At 52.9% G+C, this 18,347-nt stretch carries 19 protein-coding genes; 11 read left to right on the forward strand and 8 right to left on the reverse strand.

Features of this window, described 5'->3' with window-relative positions; genetic code table 11:
* Nucleotides 1–61: 61 nt before the first annotated feature.
* The 3 genes from AC2FIM_RS12260 (at nt 62) to AC2FIM_RS12270 (ending at nt 3,399) form a co-directional block, all read left to right on the forward strand.
* Nucleotides 62–1,069 carry a helix-turn-helix domain-containing protein gene (locus AC2FIM_RS12260; RefSeq protein WP_496732038.1) on the forward strand — a complete coding sequence of 336 codons (1,008 nt, stop codon included), beginning with the start codon at nt 62–64 and terminating at the stop codon, nt 1,067–1,069.
* Nucleotides 1,070–1,319: 250 nt separating this feature from the next.
* Entirely contained in the window at nt 1,320–1,679 is a 360-nt protein-coding gene (locus tag AC2FIM_RS12265; protein ID WP_271951931.1) for a YybH family protein, read from the forward strand.
* 940 nt (nt 1,680–2,619) lie between these two features.
* Nucleotides 2,620–3,399 carry a methyltransferase domain-containing protein gene (locus tag AC2FIM_RS12270; RefSeq protein ID WP_271951929.1) on the forward strand — a complete coding sequence of 260 codons (780 nt, stop codon included), beginning with the start codon at nt 2,620–2,622 and terminating at the stop codon, nt 3,397–3,399.
* Nucleotides 3,400–3,728: 329 nt separating this feature from the next.
* Here the strand turns inward: AC2FIM_RS12270 and AC2FIM_RS12275 are convergent, their stop codons facing one another.
* Entirely contained in the window at nt 3,729–3,950 is a 222-nt protein-coding gene (locus AC2FIM_RS12275; RefSeq protein ID WP_271951927.1) for a hypothetical protein, read from the reverse strand.
* Between the two features lie 22 nt (nt 3,951–3,972).
* Between AC2FIM_RS12275 and AC2FIM_RS12280 the strand changes: the two genes are divergently transcribed.
* Nucleotides 3,973–4,935 (forward strand): LysR family transcriptional regulator, encoded by a 963-nt coding sequence (locus AC2FIM_RS12280; protein WP_142639591.1) that lies wholly within the window; start codon nt 3,973–3,975, stop codon nt 4,933–4,935.
* Between the two features lie 164 nt (nt 4,936–5,099).
* Here the strand turns inward: AC2FIM_RS12280 and AC2FIM_RS12285 are convergent, their stop codons facing one another.
* From AC2FIM_RS12285 to AC2FIM_RS12295, 3 genes are all read right to left on the reverse strand, one after another.
* On the reverse strand, nt 5,100–5,609 hold the full coding sequence (locus AC2FIM_RS12285) for a MaoC family dehydratase (RefSeq protein ID WP_496708326.1): 510 nt from the start codon (nt 5,607–5,609) through the stop codon (nt 5,100–5,102).
* A gap of 66 nt (nt 5,610–5,675) precedes the next feature.
* A complete protein-coding gene (locus AC2FIM_RS12290) occupies nt 5,676–6,467 on the reverse strand; it encodes a class I SAM-dependent methyltransferase (protein WP_271951922.1) in 792 nt (263 codons plus the stop codon).
* Nucleotides 6,468–6,531: 64 nt separating this feature from the next.
* Complete coding sequence (locus AC2FIM_RS12295; RefSeq protein WP_496732040.1) at nt 6,532–7,413, reverse strand: sulfurtransferase; 882 nt, start codon at nt 7,411–7,413, stop codon at nt 6,532–6,534.
* A gap of 305 nt (nt 7,414–7,718) precedes the next feature.
* Here AC2FIM_RS12295 and AC2FIM_RS12300 point away from each other — a divergent pair, with 305 nt between their 5' ends.
* The 3 genes from AC2FIM_RS12300 (at nt 7,719) to AC2FIM_RS12310 (ending at nt 11,612) form a co-directional block, all read left to right on the forward strand.
* On the forward strand, nt 7,719–8,999 hold the full coding sequence (locus AC2FIM_RS12300) for a tetratricopeptide repeat protein (RefSeq protein ID WP_271951920.1): 1,281 nt from the start codon (nt 7,719–7,721) through the stop codon (nt 8,997–8,999).
* A gap of 384 nt (nt 9,000–9,383) precedes the next feature.
* Nucleotides 9,384–11,030 (forward strand): hypothetical protein, encoded by a 1,647-nt coding sequence (locus AC2FIM_RS12305; RefSeq protein WP_496679674.1) that lies wholly within the window; start codon nt 9,384–9,386, stop codon nt 11,028–11,030.
* Between the two features lie 186 nt (nt 11,031–11,216).
* A complete protein-coding gene (locus AC2FIM_RS12310) occupies nt 11,217–11,612 on the forward strand; it encodes a rhodanese-like domain-containing protein (protein WP_496679671.1) in 396 nt (131 codons plus the stop codon).
* A gap of 58 nt (nt 11,613–11,670) precedes the next feature.
* On the opposite strand, the gene AC2FIM_RS12315 is transcribed toward AC2FIM_RS12310, so the two are convergent.
* On the reverse strand, nt 11,671–12,543 hold the full coding sequence (locus AC2FIM_RS12315) for a LysR family transcriptional regulator (RefSeq protein ID WP_185956738.1): 873 nt from the start codon (nt 12,541–12,543) through the stop codon (nt 11,671–11,673).
* 183 nt (nt 12,544–12,726) lie between these two features.
* Here AC2FIM_RS12315 and AC2FIM_RS12320 point away from each other — a divergent pair, with 183 nt between their 5' ends.
* Nucleotides 12,727–13,137: a GFA family protein gene (locus AC2FIM_RS12320; RefSeq protein WP_281286294.1), complete on the forward strand. Its 411-nt coding sequence runs from the start codon at nt 12,727–12,729 to the stop codon at nt 13,135–13,137.
* A gap of 31 nt (nt 13,138–13,168) precedes the next feature.
* Nucleotides 13,169–13,363, forward strand: a complete 195-nt coding sequence (locus AC2FIM_RS12325; RefSeq protein ID WP_282170805.1) for a DUF1059 domain-containing protein — start codon at nt 13,169–13,171, stop codon at nt 13,361–13,363.
* A 241-nt stretch (nt 13,364–13,604) separates the two neighbouring features.
* On the opposite strand, the gene AC2FIM_RS12330 is transcribed toward AC2FIM_RS12325, so the two are convergent.
* The 3 genes from AC2FIM_RS12330 to AC2FIM_RS12340 are packed head-to-tail and all read right to left on the reverse strand — an operon-like array spanning nt 13,605 to nt 16,395.
* Nucleotides 13,605–14,282 (reverse strand): GntR family transcriptional regulator, encoded by a 678-nt coding sequence (locus tag AC2FIM_RS12330; RefSeq protein WP_142639574.1) that lies wholly within the window; start codon nt 14,280–14,282, stop codon nt 13,605–13,607.
* Entirely contained in the window at nt 14,279–15,310 is a 1,032-nt protein-coding gene (locus AC2FIM_RS12335; RefSeq protein WP_142639572.1) for a Gfo/Idh/MocA family protein, read from the reverse strand. The genes AC2FIM_RS12330 and AC2FIM_RS12335 overlap by 4 nt, the downstream gene beginning before the upstream one ends.
* Nucleotides 15,307–16,395: an isocitrate/isopropylmalate dehydrogenase family protein gene (locus AC2FIM_RS12340; RefSeq protein WP_496679667.1), complete on the reverse strand. Its 1,089-nt coding sequence runs from the start codon at nt 16,393–16,395 to the stop codon at nt 15,307–15,309. Before AC2FIM_RS12340 ends, AC2FIM_RS12335 begins: the two co-directional genes overlap by 4 nt.
* A gap of 136 nt (nt 16,396–16,531) precedes the next feature.
* Between AC2FIM_RS12340 and AC2FIM_RS12345 the strand changes: the two genes are divergently transcribed.
* A complete protein-coding gene (locus AC2FIM_RS12345; RefSeq protein WP_271951906.1) occupies nt 16,532–17,539 on the forward strand; it encodes a Bug family tripartite tricarboxylate transporter substrate binding protein in 1,008 nt (335 codons plus the stop codon).
* Between the two features lie 57 nt (nt 17,540–17,596).
* Complete coding sequence (locus AC2FIM_RS12350; RefSeq protein WP_496679665.1) at nt 17,597–18,346, forward strand: hypothetical protein; 750 nt, start codon at nt 17,597–17,599, stop codon at nt 18,344–18,346.
* Nucleotide 18,347 lies beyond the last annotated feature (1 nt).

The raw sequence follows: 18,347 nt of genomic DNA on the forward strand, positions 1-18,347 counted from the left end.
ATGCGTATCATTTCACGACACGCGGGCGAACAAGCGGGTTGACGGATTGAACCTACCACCGATGATTTCGGCCAAGGCCTTGGGCGCGATGCCCCAGTTTGTGCTTGAGGCCGCTGGGGAAAGACGCTTGTTGCGTGCTTTTGACTCTGCCGATCTTCCTGTTCACTTCATTGAGGAAAGAGGCGGTTACATCTCGGAGCATGCCTTGGCGACCTTTGTGCACGAAGCCGCACGATCCACGGGACAACAAAACATCGGATTGTTGTGGTCACCGTATCTCACTGTCGCTGACTACGGCGCCTGGGGGAGTTACGTTCTTTCTGCTCCAACGCTGGGGGCAGCGCTAATACGAGCTTCTGCCGTCATGCCATTTCATTCGTCCACGGATCGCGCGTGGCTTGAAACTTCGGGCACTAGCGCGCGCTACTGTTATCGTTTTGGACTTCGCTCGCATTTCGCATATCCGGACATCGGTTTCTCGGCCGTTGGGGTTTTTCTGAGCATATTCCGCGCGTATTTAGGAAACGATTGGAAGCCATCGGCCGTGCTCTTGGACTTCCCGAAAGTTCCTGGGTTTGTCGAGGCAGAAGACACTTACGCTTGTCCTGTAATCTGGAACGCCACCCGCCTTGGGGTTGAGTTTGAAGCTTCGGCTTTGAGCTCCGAAGCCGCGCCCAAAAAACTTAGCGGAGGCTCGACAACTGTCGGAGATATTTCACGCGAACGATTGGGCGGCCCACCTCAAACACTTAGAGGACAAGTCGAGGAGGTGGTTTGGCAACAACTTCATCGGGAGGAAATGTCGATTGATGCCACCGCGCGTTCGCTCGATCTTGGCGTTCGCACACTACAACGGAAGTTAGCAAGCGAAGGGGTTCGTTTTCGCGAAATCGTCAACGATGTTAGGGTAGCAAGGGCCGAGGAACTCCTAACGGATACGCGCGAGGCAGTCTCCAGTATCTCCTCCATGCTAGGATATGAAACCGCAAACAATTTCAGCCGTGCATTTAGGAAGTTGACGGGACTGGCGCCCTCTGACTATCGCAAGATGAACTCCGACCATAGTTGACTTGTGGGTCGCGAGACCAGTCTTCGAATTCCTGCTTTGTCCGCATAGCAGTCATTTATGCCTTGTACAGCGATTGTCTACTTGAGCCCAAAGAGTCAAATGCTGCATCTTGCTTAAATGTCAGTTCCCAGGCGCAAAACCAAAGACGGGTTTGTCCTAGGTAGAAGCGACGCAAACAATCTGATCGAGGTTGATTTGACAGTAGAATTGCAGAACCTGATGCTAGGACAGCGAAATTAGGAGTGTTTGTATGTCCTTCAAACAACAGTGCCAGGAGGTGTTCGACCACTATGTCGCCTGCTACCGACAAGGGGACGCCAATGGATGCGCTTCCGTGTTTGCAGCGCAAGCAGAGATGTACTCTCCCTTCGGCCCACCTTCCATTGGAAGGCAAGCTATTGAAGACACACATGCAGAGTGGGTCGCGGAAGGTGGAGAAGACAAAAAAATCAATGTCTCTAGTGCAGGTCGAGACGGCGAACTCGGCTGGTGTCTTGCAGAATTTAGCGAAGGCACGACAGGTGAAGGCGTTTCGCTGAATGTGCTTGAGCGACAACCAGATGGTCGATGGCTAATCACCCTATGCAGCCTTAATGAGACGCATCCCTAGAATTTAAACAGCTTGCTGCCGTCTGTTCCCATGCGTCGAATTGCCGATGTTAAATAGTTTTTATCTAAACCAACCGAGCCGAGCTAAATTGAAAGGAATCTACCATAGCCTCGCAATTGAGTTGTTTTGTTCGGTTTTGGGTTGAATTGTTCCAAGAATAACGCACTTTTGGCTGAGTTATGGTGCGTTCAAGTTGATCAAGCCACTGTACGACAATCGACAATTGAGCGCGTATAGTGAACCGTGCAATCTTATGGGAAAATCGTGCAAACCTATGCGCAAATGCTGTGCAAAATTATGGGCGAAGACACCCAGATTTTCTGAATAAAATCAATGATAAGAATGCAGCGTTATGCGCGTCCCTACAATTTTTGTGTAGGATCGCCCAAATTCCTGTTTTGACCCAAAGCTCTGACTAAATTGCCCAAAGTTCTATTGGCGATGCAATCAAGAATTGAAATTTTTAGTTTCTTGAGTGCGAACTCAACTTTTAGGCGATAGCGAATGCGTGGCGGCTGCGGCATCCTCTGATTTGAAATCTCCAATAGGCCCACTGATCGCGGCAACAAATCACCGCGGCCAGTTGGGCACTGTACCTATCGAACCCTGAGGTGACCCTTTGGCAGTCAACGGTCGGCTTCGGATGACTGCACGACTTGGGTCTGATTTGGCAACTAGGTCCAATGCTATGGCTAAATTCTACCGTGCGCACCTGAAGCAGTTTGTGTCTGATAACATCGACGGATGGGCAGCACGCTTGGGCGTTGTACCCACGGAAACTAGGATTCTCAAAAGATGAAAACCCGGTGGGGAGCTGTAAACCTGCCACAGGCCGCATCCTACTGAACCTCGAACTTGCCAAGAAGCTGTCTAACCCCCATGTTGTGGGCCATTTCGGACTAGAGTTTCGGGGACTGGTGGGCTTTGTAAGGGTGGAGAGTTGCTTAAGTTTGACGCTGAAACAACGAAATTACTAGAAACCGCCTATCAGGGAGCCGAATTGACGCGGCGACGACAGGTGTCATTTGATGCGCTGTGCCCTTCTCCCGGTGAAACTATTTTGGACATCGGATGTGGCAACGGGCTGTTGACAGCAGAGTTGGCTCGCGCAGTTGGCTCGGATGGCTGTGTCATCGGGATCGACCCAAGCACTGACATGACAGCGGCCGCTAAAGAACGATGCAGCGACTACGCAAACGTGGAGTTTCGTGCTGGTGCTGCAAATAGCTTGCCCATTGAGGATGAGAGTGCTGACAAAGCGGTCTCGGTACAAGTCTTTGAGTACATCGAAGACGTAGACGGTGCGTTGGCTGACACGCTGCGGTGCGTCAAACCCGGCGGGCGGCTTGTCATCAGTGATCTGCACTTTGGTAGCTTGATTTGGTTCAGCGATGAGCCCGACAGAATGCAAAAGATGCTGACTTCCTGGAACCAGCACTTTGTGAGTGGTTCCCTCCCGGAAAGACTGCCCGCACTGATAAAGGCTCGCGGCGACCATGTGGAAGATGTCTTGTCGTTCACTATGACAGATCACCAGCTAAAGCCTGATGGCCTCGCAATCATGATGATGCACCTCATGAAGCAATACGCTGTCGCAAATGACTATGTTGATCCCGCAGTTGCGCAATCGTGGTTTGACGAACAGTTCAGCCTTGCAAAAGTTGGACGCTTCTTCTTTTCGATGACCCAATTTGTCGTCGTGGCGCGTAGAAAAGGGTGATCGAGCGAAGTAACTCGGCCTAGGTTCTTCCGCAGGCTTCCTGAAAGTCGCGGTTGAAGAGACCCCCATTGGTGTCACAGTCGCCCCAATTGGTGCTGCAAATCTTTTGTCCATACTTAATTGTCGTCGGTGATGCCCCAAGGAAGTGCCAGACGTGCAGGCATTGATCAGACGTTCGAACGACCGCAGCGATAGGTGTGATGACAGAAGGTCTCGTGTTGCTACTTACTCTATGGCGACAACACAGGTGCGTGGCTGTCACTTCCAGCTTGCAGCTGCATTTTGGTGCGATCTAATCGCCTTATTCGGCCGATTGTCACCAAGTGTTGTCAGAACTTTCCTGGATACAGGTTCATCATGTTCTGCACGTCAAGCTCACTCGAAAACGCATCGGGATTACTCCAGATCACGTCATTAATATAGTCGCGTTCCGCGTGAAGATCGTTGGCTGTAGGCCGCAGCTTCCGGGTTTCGGGGAAGGCTCTTTTGGTCCAACCGAACAGTCCACCAAATACGGCCCAGAGGCTGGGTGACATTGTATGGGAAGCCATCTCATGGTCCTTTCCGAGTTAATTGCGCTGTCGCAACAACAGTAACTGTTCTCCCGTTTTTCTGGTATCCGGCACAAAATTGTGCTGTTCTACAAAAATGAAGAACGGGTTCCGAAATTGGTCGGATATTCGTGTGTTCCTCTCTGTCTTCAGAGAAGGGTCGACGCTTGCGGCCTCTAGAAAGCTAAAGGTCTCCCAACCAACGGTTGCCCGACGCATTGATGTTCTCGAAAGAGAAACAGGCTTGACGCTTTTTGAGCGCGGTACGCACGGGTTCAAACCGACCCCAGAAGCCCTTCGCCTCGTTCCCCTCGCCGAAGCAATCGAGACTTCAGTCCTTGAATTTGCCGATTGCGCGAAAGAATTGACGTCGACACAACCCATCCGTATCACCGCTTACTCAGCAAACTTCTCTGCACGCATGATTGAAATCGTAAACGAGTTTTCCGCCGACAATCAGGATGTCGCATTCGAGTTTTTGTCCAGCGTTCGGGCGCTGGACCTGATGGCGGGCGAGGCCGACATTGCTTTGCGCCTTGCAAGAACTGAACCTGATCCTGACCTGATCTGTCGTAAGATCAGCACGGCCCGCTGGTCTTTGTTCGGCAGCAGAAATTACGCGGACAAATTTGGCTTACCGGGGTCAACGAATGATCTGGCCGGGCATCAGTTTGTTACCTTTCAGCGGGACGATGTACCAAATGTATTCCACGAATGGTTGACCAATCACGTGGAGCCGGACCAGATCGTCATGTCTTTCACTGAACTGGAGCTAATGCATGCGGCGATCAGGTCAGGGCAAGGCCTTGGGATCAGCAATGTCAAGCTGGTGGAAACAGACATGTCTTTTATCCGATGTTTCGACGAAATCCCCGAACTTGCGGTGCCGCACCTAATGCTCATTTCGCCGGAAGCCTATCGTCGGCCAGAGGTTAGAGCCTTCGTTAAGTTCTTCGCACCTCGCTATGCGGCAATCTACAAGTAGTTATTTAGGCAAAAAAGGATTGAGAACACGCGAACAAGCTAGTTTGCATGTACGCCACGACCGCAATTGCGAATAGAAGCCTTATGTGGCGAGCCCAAGGATACTTTTGAAGATGACAAAGGGAGGTCGAATTGATCGCCGCGCCCAAGTCGCTGTAAACCGCCTTAACTCCGACATGCCATCACGTGGTGCATGACCAGGTTAAGAACTTCAACATCGTTCTGGTTAAATGTCTGGTATCGGAATTTGACCGTTCCCCGGTCTGGCTTCGAACGTGATGGTGTAATTGCCTCAACCGTGACTCGCACGCTGATCGTGTCACCGGAATACACCGGAGCCAGCCACCGCACCTCGTCCATACCATGTCCACCCAGATTGGTGCCGGTAAGTACACCAGTGTCGCGGAACAACCTGAAAGTAAGCGCAATTGTCTGAAATCCACTGGCGATGAGACCGCCGAAAATCGACTCTGCGGCAGCCACTTTGTTAACGTGGAAGGGCTGCGGGTCATGAACCAGTGCGAAGTCAATAATCGCTCCCTCGGTCAGCGTAACGCCACCGGTTTCGAAGGTTCTGCCAACCGACAAATCGTCGATGTATTTTCCGCTGGCCATGGCAAAAGTATAGTTTGATGCACACTCAACCGTCAACGCGGAGCCACGGTCGGCAGCCACTAATGCCGCATTGTCATTCGACCATGGTAAAGATCGTAATTGAGAACTGAGCCAGTGGTCGTTGACCTATGCCGTGGCGACAAAAAGGTGCGCTTCTTGCGGTACGTGCAATACGCCTTCTTTGTCATATCTAGACAAAGCGTCTGCAACCTCTTCCACGACCTTGTTGGTGACGTCGGCACCTGCATCCCTAAGATCAGTTTCGATTGGCAGCGCCAGGATCTGCGCACGAAGATCAATAAATCTTCGCTCTAGTACCAACGGCTCGTGACGAGCTATCTTGAAGCCTGCATCGACCAACAAGTTCGATATGAGGTCCCCATCTCGAAACGAAAAAGGCGCTCTGGCCTTGACTGCGGCATCTGTTCCAACATGCCGTTCGAGAGCTTTTGAAAGCGCTCCATTGAAGGGCGACACAGCGCGCCAACATGTCAAAAATAGCTGACCGTCATTGCGCAAGATCCTATGAACTTCTTGCAACGCGGCGGATTTGTCAGGGAAGAACTGAAGCCCCTGTTGTATGAAGGCATAGTCAAACGTAGCCTTTCCAAAAGGTAACTCGGTAACATCTGCTGCATACCACTCGAGCACATGACGACAATCCGGCTGATTGGACTGCGCGACCTCAATCATGGTTTCGTTCAGATCTACGCCAACAACCCGGCCTTCGCCGGTCAGTTTCCTTGCTATCTCTCGCGTCAAAGCCCCGGTGCCGCATGCAATGTCGATGACACAAGCGCCGCTTCGAAGCTGAACCTTCTGCATGGTTGCTTCAGCCAATGGGCCAAACATCGCAGGCACGCTGTGGTTGTTGTACTTTTGCGCAGCTTCTTTGGTCAGCCGGAAATTGTCCGTCATCAAAAATATCCTCCTAGCAACGCGTCAATAATTGGATCACCCAAAGTGACCCAAAATCGTAGTCTCACGAGGTTTCAACCGGAAGGCTCTCATCGGCGCTCCATTCAGCCCAGGAACCATCATAGAGGCGCGACTTGTCGAACCCCATGTGGCGAAGCGCAAGGAGACCGCAAGAGGCGGCAATACCGCGACCGCAATACGCGATAACCTCGTCGTCGGTTTGAATTCCCTTGTCCTGATAGTGCTGAAGGAGGCGGAGGCGATCTGCCAACCTGAATGAGCCTCGTTCCTTTAGTTTCGCTGCCCGCTCAGCAATGGGTGTGTGTGCCAAATCCGGATCGATGTTCGATATCGCCGGTATGTTAACTGCACCGGGGATATGTCTCGAGCGACCTCCCCATGTGTGAACACCGTCGCCTCGGAAGAGGTCGTTTGGCAGAAAGTCCACAACTCTGACCTCAGGCATTCCTATCGCGTCCAGAACGTCAGTTTTGCTGGCAATCCAATTGCTCTGCACCTTGGGAGCGAAGTCGCCAGGCTCAACGGATGGATCGCCAGTTTCAGTGGGTCGACCTTCGAGTTTCCATTGCTGCAAGCCGCCGTCCAAGACCTGCACATTTTCATGGCCATAGTGCGAAAGTGCCCACCAAAGACGCGCTGAAGCCAACGGAAGCCCGGAATCATCGTAGACCAAGACATGACTGTCGTTGGAAACACCCAACTCGCGCATCTTTTTCCCAAAATCCTCTGGCCCGAGCATCATATCGGGAACGTTCTGATTGCTGTCTGCAAGCTCCGTCGACATGCCTACATACACGGCGCCGGGAATGTGCTCGGCTTGGAACTCGCTCCTATCGTCATAGGCCAAGCCTTTGCCGTTTTCCTCCCTAAACTTCCAGCGAACATCAATGATGCGTAGTTTCGGGTCAGTCAGGTTATCTGCCAACCAAGCCGTATCAATGAGCGGGCGAGTTTGGGTTGTCATACCTACGTTCTCCTCTAACCGGACGCGGGCCGGGCCGTATGGAATAATCCCCAAAATTGCTTTCGGAGTCCAATTTTAGGAAATTGGGATTTGATGAAGCAACTATGGTTTGAATGGCATTTCGATGATTTCATGAGACTTCTGAAAGAAACGGATGCTGAAATCAGGGCGCCTCGCAACGTCGATTTCCTTTGACTCGTTTATGGCTAGGCATGCTCATATAGCTCACTGACGGACAGGTTTGGTACAGATAGTGGAAGGTTTGGATGCTTGAAGATCGGTACGGAAGCCCGCTAACGACCACATCACAAGCTGCGCGAGACGCCTACGTTGAAGGCATCGACCGTTTTCTGGGTGCTTTTGATGATGTTGAAGAAGCTTACCGTTCTGCAATGCAGGCAGATGATAGTTTTGCCATGCCCCATGTTGGGCTTGCGCGATACCTTGTTACCGTCGGGCGTGGACAAGATGCAAAGCGTGAAATAGCCGTCGCAAAGGAACTGTCGCATGGCGTCAGCTCGCGCGAAGCCGCCCAGATCGACATTATCAGCGATCTCATTGAGGGGCGTGCACCGCAGGCTTACAGGCGCATCCGGGATCACGTCGCTGACCATCCACGAGATATTTTGCTTGCTCAGACCTGTACCAGCGTATTTGGCTTAATAGGGTTTTCAGGTCAGGCTGGACGCGAGGCGGAGCAGCTTGCGTACACGACCATGTTAAAGCCACACTATGGCGACGACTGGTGGTTTCTCTGTCAGCATGCATTTGCCCAGATGGAGGCCGGACAGATTGGCCCGGCCGCGGAAAACATCGAGTGCGCACTTGAGTTGAAGCCAGACAGCGCACACACTGCACATGTCAGGGCCCATCTCTACTATGAGAACGGTGAGACGGACGCTGGCTACGCTTATCTGCGCGAGTTTTGGCAAGACTATCCCTCCACAGCGTATCTGCACTGCCATCTCAGTTGGCACGTCGCTCTGTGGGCGCTTGAGAGCGGCGATGTGGCGGGTATGTGGAAGCTGTTCGATGATTATGTTTCCCCCGACCGACCTCCTGCGCCACCACTGAACGTTCTGACTGATAGTGTGGCAATTGTTCACCGCGCCTTTTTGGCTGGCGAGCAAATTCCCCAGGAGCGTTGGCAACAACTCAGCGACTATGCTGTTGAGTTCTTTCCTTCACCTGGCTTGGCTTTTGCGGATGTTCACGCTGCTCTTGCGCATGCGATGGCTGGAAACAGAGAGCGTCTGGAATCAACCATTGACGGCGCAAACGGACCCGCAGGCCCCACCGTTGTTTCTGTCGCAGGCGCATTCCGTGCGTTGGCGGATGGAAATGCGGATGAAGCGATTGAGAAATTCGTAAGTGTCATGTCTGAGCACGAACGCCTTGGTGGTAGCCGGGCGCAACGCGACATTATTGAGTTTTCATTGGCGCATGCGCTGGCAATTTCGGGACAATCGAATGAAGCTCAACGCATTCTCAACATGCATCGACCGCATACCTCTCACGACCATGCAGTTGCCACGCTAGAAGAATAGGGTCCCCCGTATTTTTGACGCCCGCAATGAGCGCAAATTACAGGTTTTCAACGCCACTTTGAACGTAAGCTGTGGCACGACGCTACTAGGTCCCAAAAGTGTTAGTTGGCGGAAAAGAACAATCTGACTGCTGACATCAGCTTTCTCAAATGCCCGTCTTAGGTGTGCAAGCGGTGATTGTGGTCTTGTCGGCGGGCTACTGTGGAGGGATTGGACCGCCCGTCACTCACGCGGCCGACAAGTTGATCAGTTGCCAAGAAGAGTGCTTCGATCAAATGGGGCTCATATAAGTCGGGTCTATGCCTTAGGTCGGCTTTGATGTCGCCAGTATCGAGAAACAGCCCATTGTGGTAAACTCCTCCCTTTAATTAGGGGGTTATTGTGATGGAATACTATGATCTCGGTCGCTACAGCCGAAAGATCACAACCTCGTCGGACGAAGCCCAGCTTTGGTTTGATCGTGGTTTGGCTTGGACTTACGCGTACAACCACGAAGAAGCGATTGTATGCTTTCAGAATGCCGTGGCTGCGGATCCAAATTGCGCAATGGCGCACTGGGGCATCGCATATTGTATTGGGCCGAACTACAACAAGCCCTGGGAAACATTCGAAGAAGACGAGAAGCCTGACTGTATCGCCTTGGCGAAAGCGTCAATCGAGGCTGCTGCCTCGTTAAAGGACCGGCTGACGCCTGTTGAACGCGCGCTAATCGATGCCATTCCAGCGCGTTATCCATCCTCGTCGGATATTGAGGATTTCAGCCCGTGGAATGACGCCTTCGCTGATGCGATGCGAAAGGTTCACACCGAATTCGATCAGGACCTGGACGTGTCTGCGATTCTGGCCGAGTCGCTCATGAACCGGACACCCTGGCAACTTTGGGATTTGCCGACCGGAAAGCCCGCCGAAGGGGCCGATACGCTCGAGGCAATATCCGTGCTCGAAAATGCGTTCGATACACTTTCCGGAGCATGGGAGCACGCAGGACTATTGCACATGTACATTCACCTTATGGAAATGTCGCCCCACCCCGAACGGGCACTGCGTCAGGGCGATGTGCTCAGCACGCTGGTGCCCGAGGCCGGGCATTTGTTGCACATGCCGACCCATATCGACGTGTTGTGCGGAGACTATATGAACGTGGTACTGCGCAATCACAAAGCCATATTGGCAGATCGCAAGTATCTGAAGCGCGAAGGCCCTGACAATTTCTATTCCGTCTATCGGTGCCACAACTATCACTTTAAAATATACGGTGCGATGTTCTTGGGGCAACCATCGGCAGCAATCGAAGCTGCCGATGAGCTGATCGACACCTTGCCGTCAGACACTCTTCAGCCGATGGCGGACTGGTTTGAAGGCTTCATTCCAATGAAGCAACATGTGCTGATCAGGTTTGGTCGCTGGCAGGATATTCTCAATCAGGATCTGCCAGAGGATGAAGAGCTTTACAGCGTGACCATTGCCATGATGCGGTATGCAAGGACGGTTGCCTTGGCCAACCTACACAGGGTCGCCGAAGCCGAGAGTGAAAAAGCCAAGTTCTATGATGCTCTGGCCAGAGTTCCTGAGACCCGAATGCTGTTCAACAACACATGCCGGGACATTTTGAAGGTCGCTGAGCAAATGATGCTGGGTGAGTTGGCCTATCACACAGGAGAGCACGAAACGGCCTTTGACCACCTGCGAAAGTCAGTCGAGATCGACGACAACTTACCATACGACGAGCCCTGGGGCTGGATGCAACCCACCCGTCATGCGCTGGGTGCTCTTCTTCTTGAACAAGGCCAGATGGAGGAAGCCGAATCTGTTTACCGTGCAGACCTTGGCCTGGATGCAACGCTTAGCCGGGCCTGTCAGCATCCGGGCAACGTCTGGAGCCTGCATGGTTTGCACGAATGTCTCACCCGGCGCGGTGAAACGGTCGAAGCCGCCCATATTAAGCTACAACTGGACAAGGCCGCTGCCCGCGCCGAGGTGCCGATAAAGGCGTCGTGTTATTGCAGGCAGAAGGCTTTGGCCGCCGAGTAATCTCGGATCAACAGCAATGGCTGGGGCATTTGCGAGGCCCGCTTCTGCCGTTGATCGGGACTTGTTTAACTTCGTTGATGGCAACCGTCTGGGCGACCAGAAGACTGCCAAGCATCGCTTGGATGCCGTTTTGCGGTAAATCAGCCGCATGGTAGCATAGCGTAAGATTTGCAGTCGGGGGGCAACATGGTCTTAACATTCGCACAAATGGAAGCTCAGGAAATATCCAAAGCAAATCCGATTTCAGCAACTGACGCGCTGGCAGTACTGATCGAAGACCCCAACGCACTTGTGGTGGACGTGAGGGATAGCGCTGAAACGGCGGCCACAGGTATCAGCCCCAGAGCCATTCCGGCTCCAGGTCGAGCCGTCGCTTGGATGGCAGTCCTTGAAAGTGAATACAGATCTCAAGAGTTACAGGATCGTGGAAGGCGAATTTTCACCACTTGTGGCGGAACTCCAAGCTACGGAGGCGCGGCAGCGGCAAATGTATTGGCTGCTATGGGTTTTCAAAACGTGCAGTTCATCGATGGAGGGATGGCGGCTCTGATCGCTGCCGGCTCCTCCACAGAGCAGCCTTAAGAAACGGCGAAACCAACGGTCTTGAGCAAACAGAGCAGGGGGGGGAATTAGATACGTCTCAGCTTCCAGAGTTGTGTCTCGATACGACTTGCGACTGAGATATAAGCCAGTTGACGAACACCTTAGCCTCGGGACGCTGAAATTCTGCTTGAGTCTGGATGTAATAGACGCCGAAGAGTGGCTCAGAGAACAACTCAATCATCCGACCAGATGACAGATCGTCCTCGAAAAAAGCTCGGGCAGAATACGTGATACCGTCACCCCGGCGAACCGCAGTCATGATCAGGTTCCCAGGCATGTGATTTATGGTCAATGGCTCGGGAGGTACGACCCCATGATAGGTGAGCCAGTCGGCCGCCTCGTTGGTGCCTAGTTCCTGCAACCAGGGCAGCTTCGTTAATGAGGCCGGGTCACGCAGATCTTGGCCTTCCACCAGTGAAGGTGCTCCGATCACGACCATGTCGGATACAAGGACAGTATCCTCTTCTTTTCTTGGCATGCGTCTATCGTGATACCGAATGGCGACATCGATACCACCTGGCTTAATCTGAACCAGTTCAGAAGTTGGGTTCAGCATCAAAGTGATCTCTGGATGTTGTTGTTGAAACTCTGCCATTCTCGGCAATAGCCACTCCACCGCGAATGCTGGTGACATGGTCACTTGAACGGGACGGTGTGCTGCATGTTCCGCCAGTCGTTCGACACCCCTTCCGATAATTTCAAAGCCGATACCCAGTTCACGTGAAAGAATGATGCCTGGCTCTGTCAATTCAATGCTGCGCCCACGTCTGGCAACGAGAGCTACACCCAAATGTCTTTCCAACGATTTCACCTGCTGGCTGACAGCCGCTTGGGTCACGTTCAAGCGTTCAGCCGCCACTGTGTAACTCCCTGCTTCCGCAACTGCTGAGAAAGCGCGCAAAGCGTTCATCGGGGGAAGGTGCAACCAATCCATACTGTAGATTTTCTATTGTTTAGTCAGACTATTTGAGTCGCATGATATCGGCATTCTTGACATTATTCACAGTGTAATCTGCGCTTCTATTATAAAATATTGGAGCGGATACTTTAGTGCCCATGTCAACCTAGCCGCATGCCAGGAGATTTTGATACGATGGAAAAACTTCAAGGTGGATGTTACTGTGGTGCTGTTCGATACCAGATCGCGACACCACCTGTCTGGTCGGGACATTGCCATTGTCGTTCATGCCAAATGGCCCTTGGTGGCGCCTTTGCAACTTGGGCTAAGGTAGCCGCCGAAGACTTCGCCGTTATCAAAGGCGAAATCCAACACATGGAGAAAACTCCGGGTATTCGTCGCGGGTTTTGTCGGGACTGTGGAACGACGTTGACCTATGCCGCCCTAAATGAAGTTGAGGGCCAAGACTGGAGCGCTGACGCTTGGTTTTCTGCTGTAACGTTGGACGACCCATCGATTGCGAAACCCAAGGCCCACGTCTTCGTGTCACATCAGCAGCCATGGATAAAACTCGACGACGGTCTGCCGACGTTTCTTGAGTTCTAACCAACTTTCCGAGCGCACGGAGGAGAAAGCGATGAACACTGCATACTCATATGCCTGCAAGGATTGCGAGGGCATGGAGGCCTGCCCAGGCAAAGTGGTTGCAGCGACTAAGGACGAAGTATGGAAACTCATGGAACTGCACGCGGTAGTCGCCCATGGAGAAGATCCTAGTTCGTGGGACGCCGATACTCGAGAATATCTGGAAACACTGATAAAGCCCGCGTGATCAAATAAATTAGGCTTCAAATTCCTGCGGATACGCGCCACAGCTCACATCGCCAGCAATTCCTGATGAATTGCGACCATTGCCCAGGTGTCGCGCGTGCAATACGCCACAAGATCAGCATATACCTTAGGGCTGCAGCCGGACGCACCTGCGGACTGCCGTTGAAGACAAGTATTCGGAGCGCCTTTAATGCCGAAAATAGGCAGTTATTTTAGGTGATTAACGACCGGATACGAGAAGATCAGAGGCTATTGAGCCGATGCTTTTCGAGTATCCCGCAAAGCATAGCCTGTGCTTGCAGCCTGTGTTCTCGATGACGTTCACGGGCGGCATCTGGACGACCTTCACTGATCGCTTGAAAAACAACCCGGTGATCTTCATTAGATTTAACGGGCAGGGGCCTGATGAACAACGTCGTTGCGCGCGCGCGACGTACCTGGTCGCTCATCATGGCGACAATCGCTTCGACTCGTTTGTTGCCGCCTAACCGAACGAGCTCCTGGTGAAACAACTCGTCGGCCTCGGCCCAGGCTTCAAGGTCTTCGGCTTCGATGGCTTGGTCCATCTTTGCAATTGATCCGGCAAGTACCGCCAGTTCATCTTCGCAGTAGCCCGCTTCGGCAGCGCGCTGTGCTGCGAGACTCTCGAGTTCCGTTAGGATGTCGTAGATTTCGCGCATATCATCTGATGAAACAGGCAGTATCCGAACGCCCTTTCGGGGCCGCATTTCAAGCAACCCTTTACTTTCCAACATCAGCGCAGCTTCCCGTATCGGGGTGCGGGACATGCCAAGGGTTTCGGCGAGTTCCGATTCCAGATGATCAGTTCCGGCCGCAAGTTCGCCGGACAGGATCATCTGTCGCAAATCCCTGACAGCGCGTTGCGTATTAGAAAGAGTTTTTGCGTCCTGATCCTTCACGGGGTCTCCAGGTTGATTTTTCGTCCTTCCGCAGCTGAGAGATAGATATTCTCTTCAATGCGGATCACATCCAAATATTCTCGGGCCGTGTTTTCCAGCGGCGTGCCCCGTAGAAGGCCCGAAATGACGTGACTTTGCAAGGCGTGGACGCAGTCTCCTCCAAATCCATCATGATCGCTTGGAGGTAGAATCTGCTGTCGCTCCTGTTTTCCAAAACCGCGGAGTTCTACTGAACCATCGCCATTAAGAACCAGTGATCCTTCCGTTCCTTCGATGAGCGCTTCGCCCATGGTCTGACGCAGGTTTTTGGCGCTGTGGTCAAGGCATCTGTTGCCATCGAACAGAGCATTCAAACCGTTGGGGTGGTCAAACAGGATGAAACCTGCATCCTCGCCCGCGATAACGGGGTTAATTTGGCGCAAGTCCGCATAAACGGCGCTTGGCGCATCGAATAGAAACCGGAACGTGTCTACCCAGTGAACCGCTGTTTCATGAACCAGGAAACGCGGCATTTCCTGAAAGTACGGCTGCCGGTCTAGGTAGGCTCGTGGTCCCTGTCCGTCGCCGGGCCGAAGCCGGAAAGTAGCTTGGAGAGGTGTACCAATTCGACCCTCGGTCATCGCCACCTTGATCGCACGATACCAGGGCTGAAAGCGAAAATTCTCATGCACGACAATAGTTGCACCTACCGCCTCAGCCTCTGAAACAATCTTCTCAGCTTCATCCAGAGATAAGCAAAATGGCTTTTGGCAGATCAGCCACTTGATACCAAACCGCAATGCCGAGCGGATTGCCTCGGCCTGCGCCACAGGCGGAAGGATGATGTCCACGAGATCTGGTTTTTCCGCCTCCAACATTCTTGACAGATCATCGTAAGCGGCCAGTCCTGTTTCTTTCGCCTTGTTGATATCACGGTTGCAGGATGCAATCGGAACCGCACCGGGCATTCGGGACCAGCTTTCGTAGTGGAACCTGCTGAAATACCCCGCACCCACACACGCGACACTGATGGCTTGTTGAGTATTCATGCCCGCATTGCTTCCAATACCGATGCGGCGGCACCCTTCGTTCCGGCCGTTCCACCTAGGTCACGGGTCAGGTTCTGTCCGTTCGCCGTCACCTTTTCCACGGCTTCACGCAATCGTTCGCCGTCGCTGGACAGGTCTGGATGATCATGGGTGAACCCCAACCATTCAAGCATCATTGCTGCGGACAGGATCATCGCAAAAGGGTTTGCAATACCCTGTCCCGCAATGTCCGGGGCGGAACCATGGCAGGGTTGGAATACAGCGTGATTCAACCCGATATCCGCTGATGGCGCCAGTCCTAGACCACCCATGAGACCCGCACCAAGGTCTGAGAGGATGTCTCCGAACATGTTCTCAGTGACCAAAACGTCAAATTCCCAAGGCTTTTGAACCATCCATAGAGCGGTGGCATCAACATAGGCATGGTCAGCTTTCAAATCGGGATGGCGTGCGGCCTCCATGTCAAAGATAGATCTGAAGAATGCAAAGGCCCTGAAAACATTGGCTTTGTCGACACATGTAACCCGTCCTTGGCCGCGACCGGATGCCTTGCGGTTCTTGGCGAGTTCAAACGCGAAACGGAACAGTTTTTCGGACACCTCACGAGTGATCAGCAGAGTTTCACGTGCTTCGTGTTCCGTTACTTCGCCAGCGCCTTGGGTGAAGAACAGTCCTTCTGTGCTTTCGCGTATCAAGACAAAGTCGATCTCTTTTCCGGGGGGCAGCGTCAAGGGGGTCATTTGTCCGCTGCTTACCTTTACTGGTCGTACACCAGCGAAAAGTCCCAGTTGCTTTCGCAGATCAATCTGAGGTGAAATCTCGGTTCCGTCAGGATATCGAACATCCGGCAAGCCCATTGCAGACAGCAGAATTGCGTCAGCATTACGTGCAGTTTCGAGTGATCCAGCCGGAAACGATTCTCCAGTTTTGGTGTAGTGGCCTGCGCCTGCTGGTGCGTCTGTAAACGCCAGCTCGTAGCTGGGATTGTTGCCCGAAAGCTGGCGCAGGATTTCAAGCGTAGGGGCCATAATTTCCGGGCCGATCCCGTCCCCGTGGAACACTGCAACATCGTACATCTTTTTCATCTTTGCCCATTTCCTTCCCGTTTCGCATTCATAGCGCGATAGCAGCTTCCACTACAGTACGTTGACAATGCATTCTTTAATGTATACGCAAATAAATGCAATAATAAACGCGAAGTAGTTTTGGGAGGACTTGGAAATGAAACTAAAGCTAGGGCGGTTGGCGGCCGCAGCCGTGGTGGCGACCGGGATTACAGGGGCAGCTATTGCGCAGGATTATCCCTATCGTGATATCACCACAGCTGTGGTCTGGGGGGCCGGTGGTGGCACGGACACGATCAACCGAATGATCATGGCCGAGATGGAAAAACACCTTCCGGTCTCGATCAATGTGATCAATCAAACAGGTGGTGTCGCAGGCTCCAACGGTATGGTTTACGTGATGAACCAACCAGACGATGGTTATACATTGGTCGGTTTGTCAGAGTCGAACGTCACCGCTGCTGTGCAGGGTGGTTGGGATAAGAAATTTGATTTTTGGTATCCGTTCATTGTTGGTGGATCACCTGATCTGATCTCGGTCCCGGCGGACAGCCCTTACAATACTCTGGAAGAACTGGTCGACGCTGCGAAAGCAGCTCCTGGCACTATTCCTGCGGCGGCTTCCGGCGCAGGTTCGATCCACCACTTGAATCTTCTGGCCATCGAAAAAGGGGCCGGTGCAGAATTCAAGTTTGTTCCATACAAAGGCTCAGCGCCCGGTCAGGAAGCTGCGATAGCGGGCGAAGTCGCGTTGGTTGTGACGTCACTGGCTGAACAGGCTCCGTTGATTGAAGGCGGTCAACTTAAACCGCTCGCGATGTTGACGCCCGAAGATGCGCAGATTGCAGGGGCAACAGTGCCTTCTGCCTTCGGCATCTATGACGGTCTCGATCAGTATTTGCCGCTCAAACAGGCCATCGGGTTTGCAGTTCACAGCTCAGCCGGGGACGATGTAAAGGCCGCGCTTGGTGATGCCTTCGAGCAAGCTATTGCCTCCGACACCGTCGCCGAATGGGCCTCTGCAAACAATTATGATGTCGGTGGTCAACACGGTGAAGAAGCTCAAGAACTGTTTGCGAACCTCGAGGCTACTTTTGCCTATACCTTGCAAGACCTTGGCGCTGCCACAGTGGACCCGGCCTCGCTGGGTATCGAGCAGCCCTAATCCGATCAATTTTGAAGGGGCGCGCATGATCGCGCCCTTTCCCTCAGGAGGCAGGCAATGGACAAACCTGACGAAACACTGGTCATGCGGTCGCGCGACTTTTGGGCAGCAATTGTTCTTATAACAGTGTCCGTCTTTTTTCTTTGGAAGACATCGGACATTCCACTTTGGGGCGAAAACCGCGCAGGTGTAAGTGGATCGGATTGGTACAACTCGGCTGCAATTGTACCGCTGTTCATCTTCGGTGGATTGCTTGGCTTGTCCTTCGTTTTGCTTGCTATTTCAATCCGCTCAGGTGGTGCCCAAAACGCGCTTAGTGCTTTGGGCATCGGATGGGATAAGTCGGAAGCCTATCGAGCTTCAACAATAGGCCTGATCCTTCTTGCATATGTCGTCGGACTGGTTCCCAGAGTGGACTTCATTCTGTGTTCTGGGTTGCTGATTACAGCTTCGACTTACGGCTACTACGGGGGTCATGCGCGGCGTGCTTTGGTGGCCTGTAGCGCGGTTGTCTCTGCCGGGCTATTTGCGTTTGCTGTTTTCCCCGCGCAGGCGGACTGGAACGCACTCAGTGACGATTGGTTTACACTGGCTCTATGGGTCTCGCTTACACTTTTGGTGTTGAGCAAGGCGGCTTCCGAACACGTTTTGCGGTTCGTTCCGTTGGTGGCAATACTTGCCCCGCTCATCCTCGTTTGTGCGATGGCCTTTGTTTTCCGACAGAACGTGCCCGCGCGCGGCGGGCTGATCTTCAAGCAAATCGAGTACCACTACTACGTGACGCTTCGTCCGCTATGGAAAGATTGAC

It is taken from the genome of Ruegeria sp. CDSC052 (assembly GCF_059610685.1).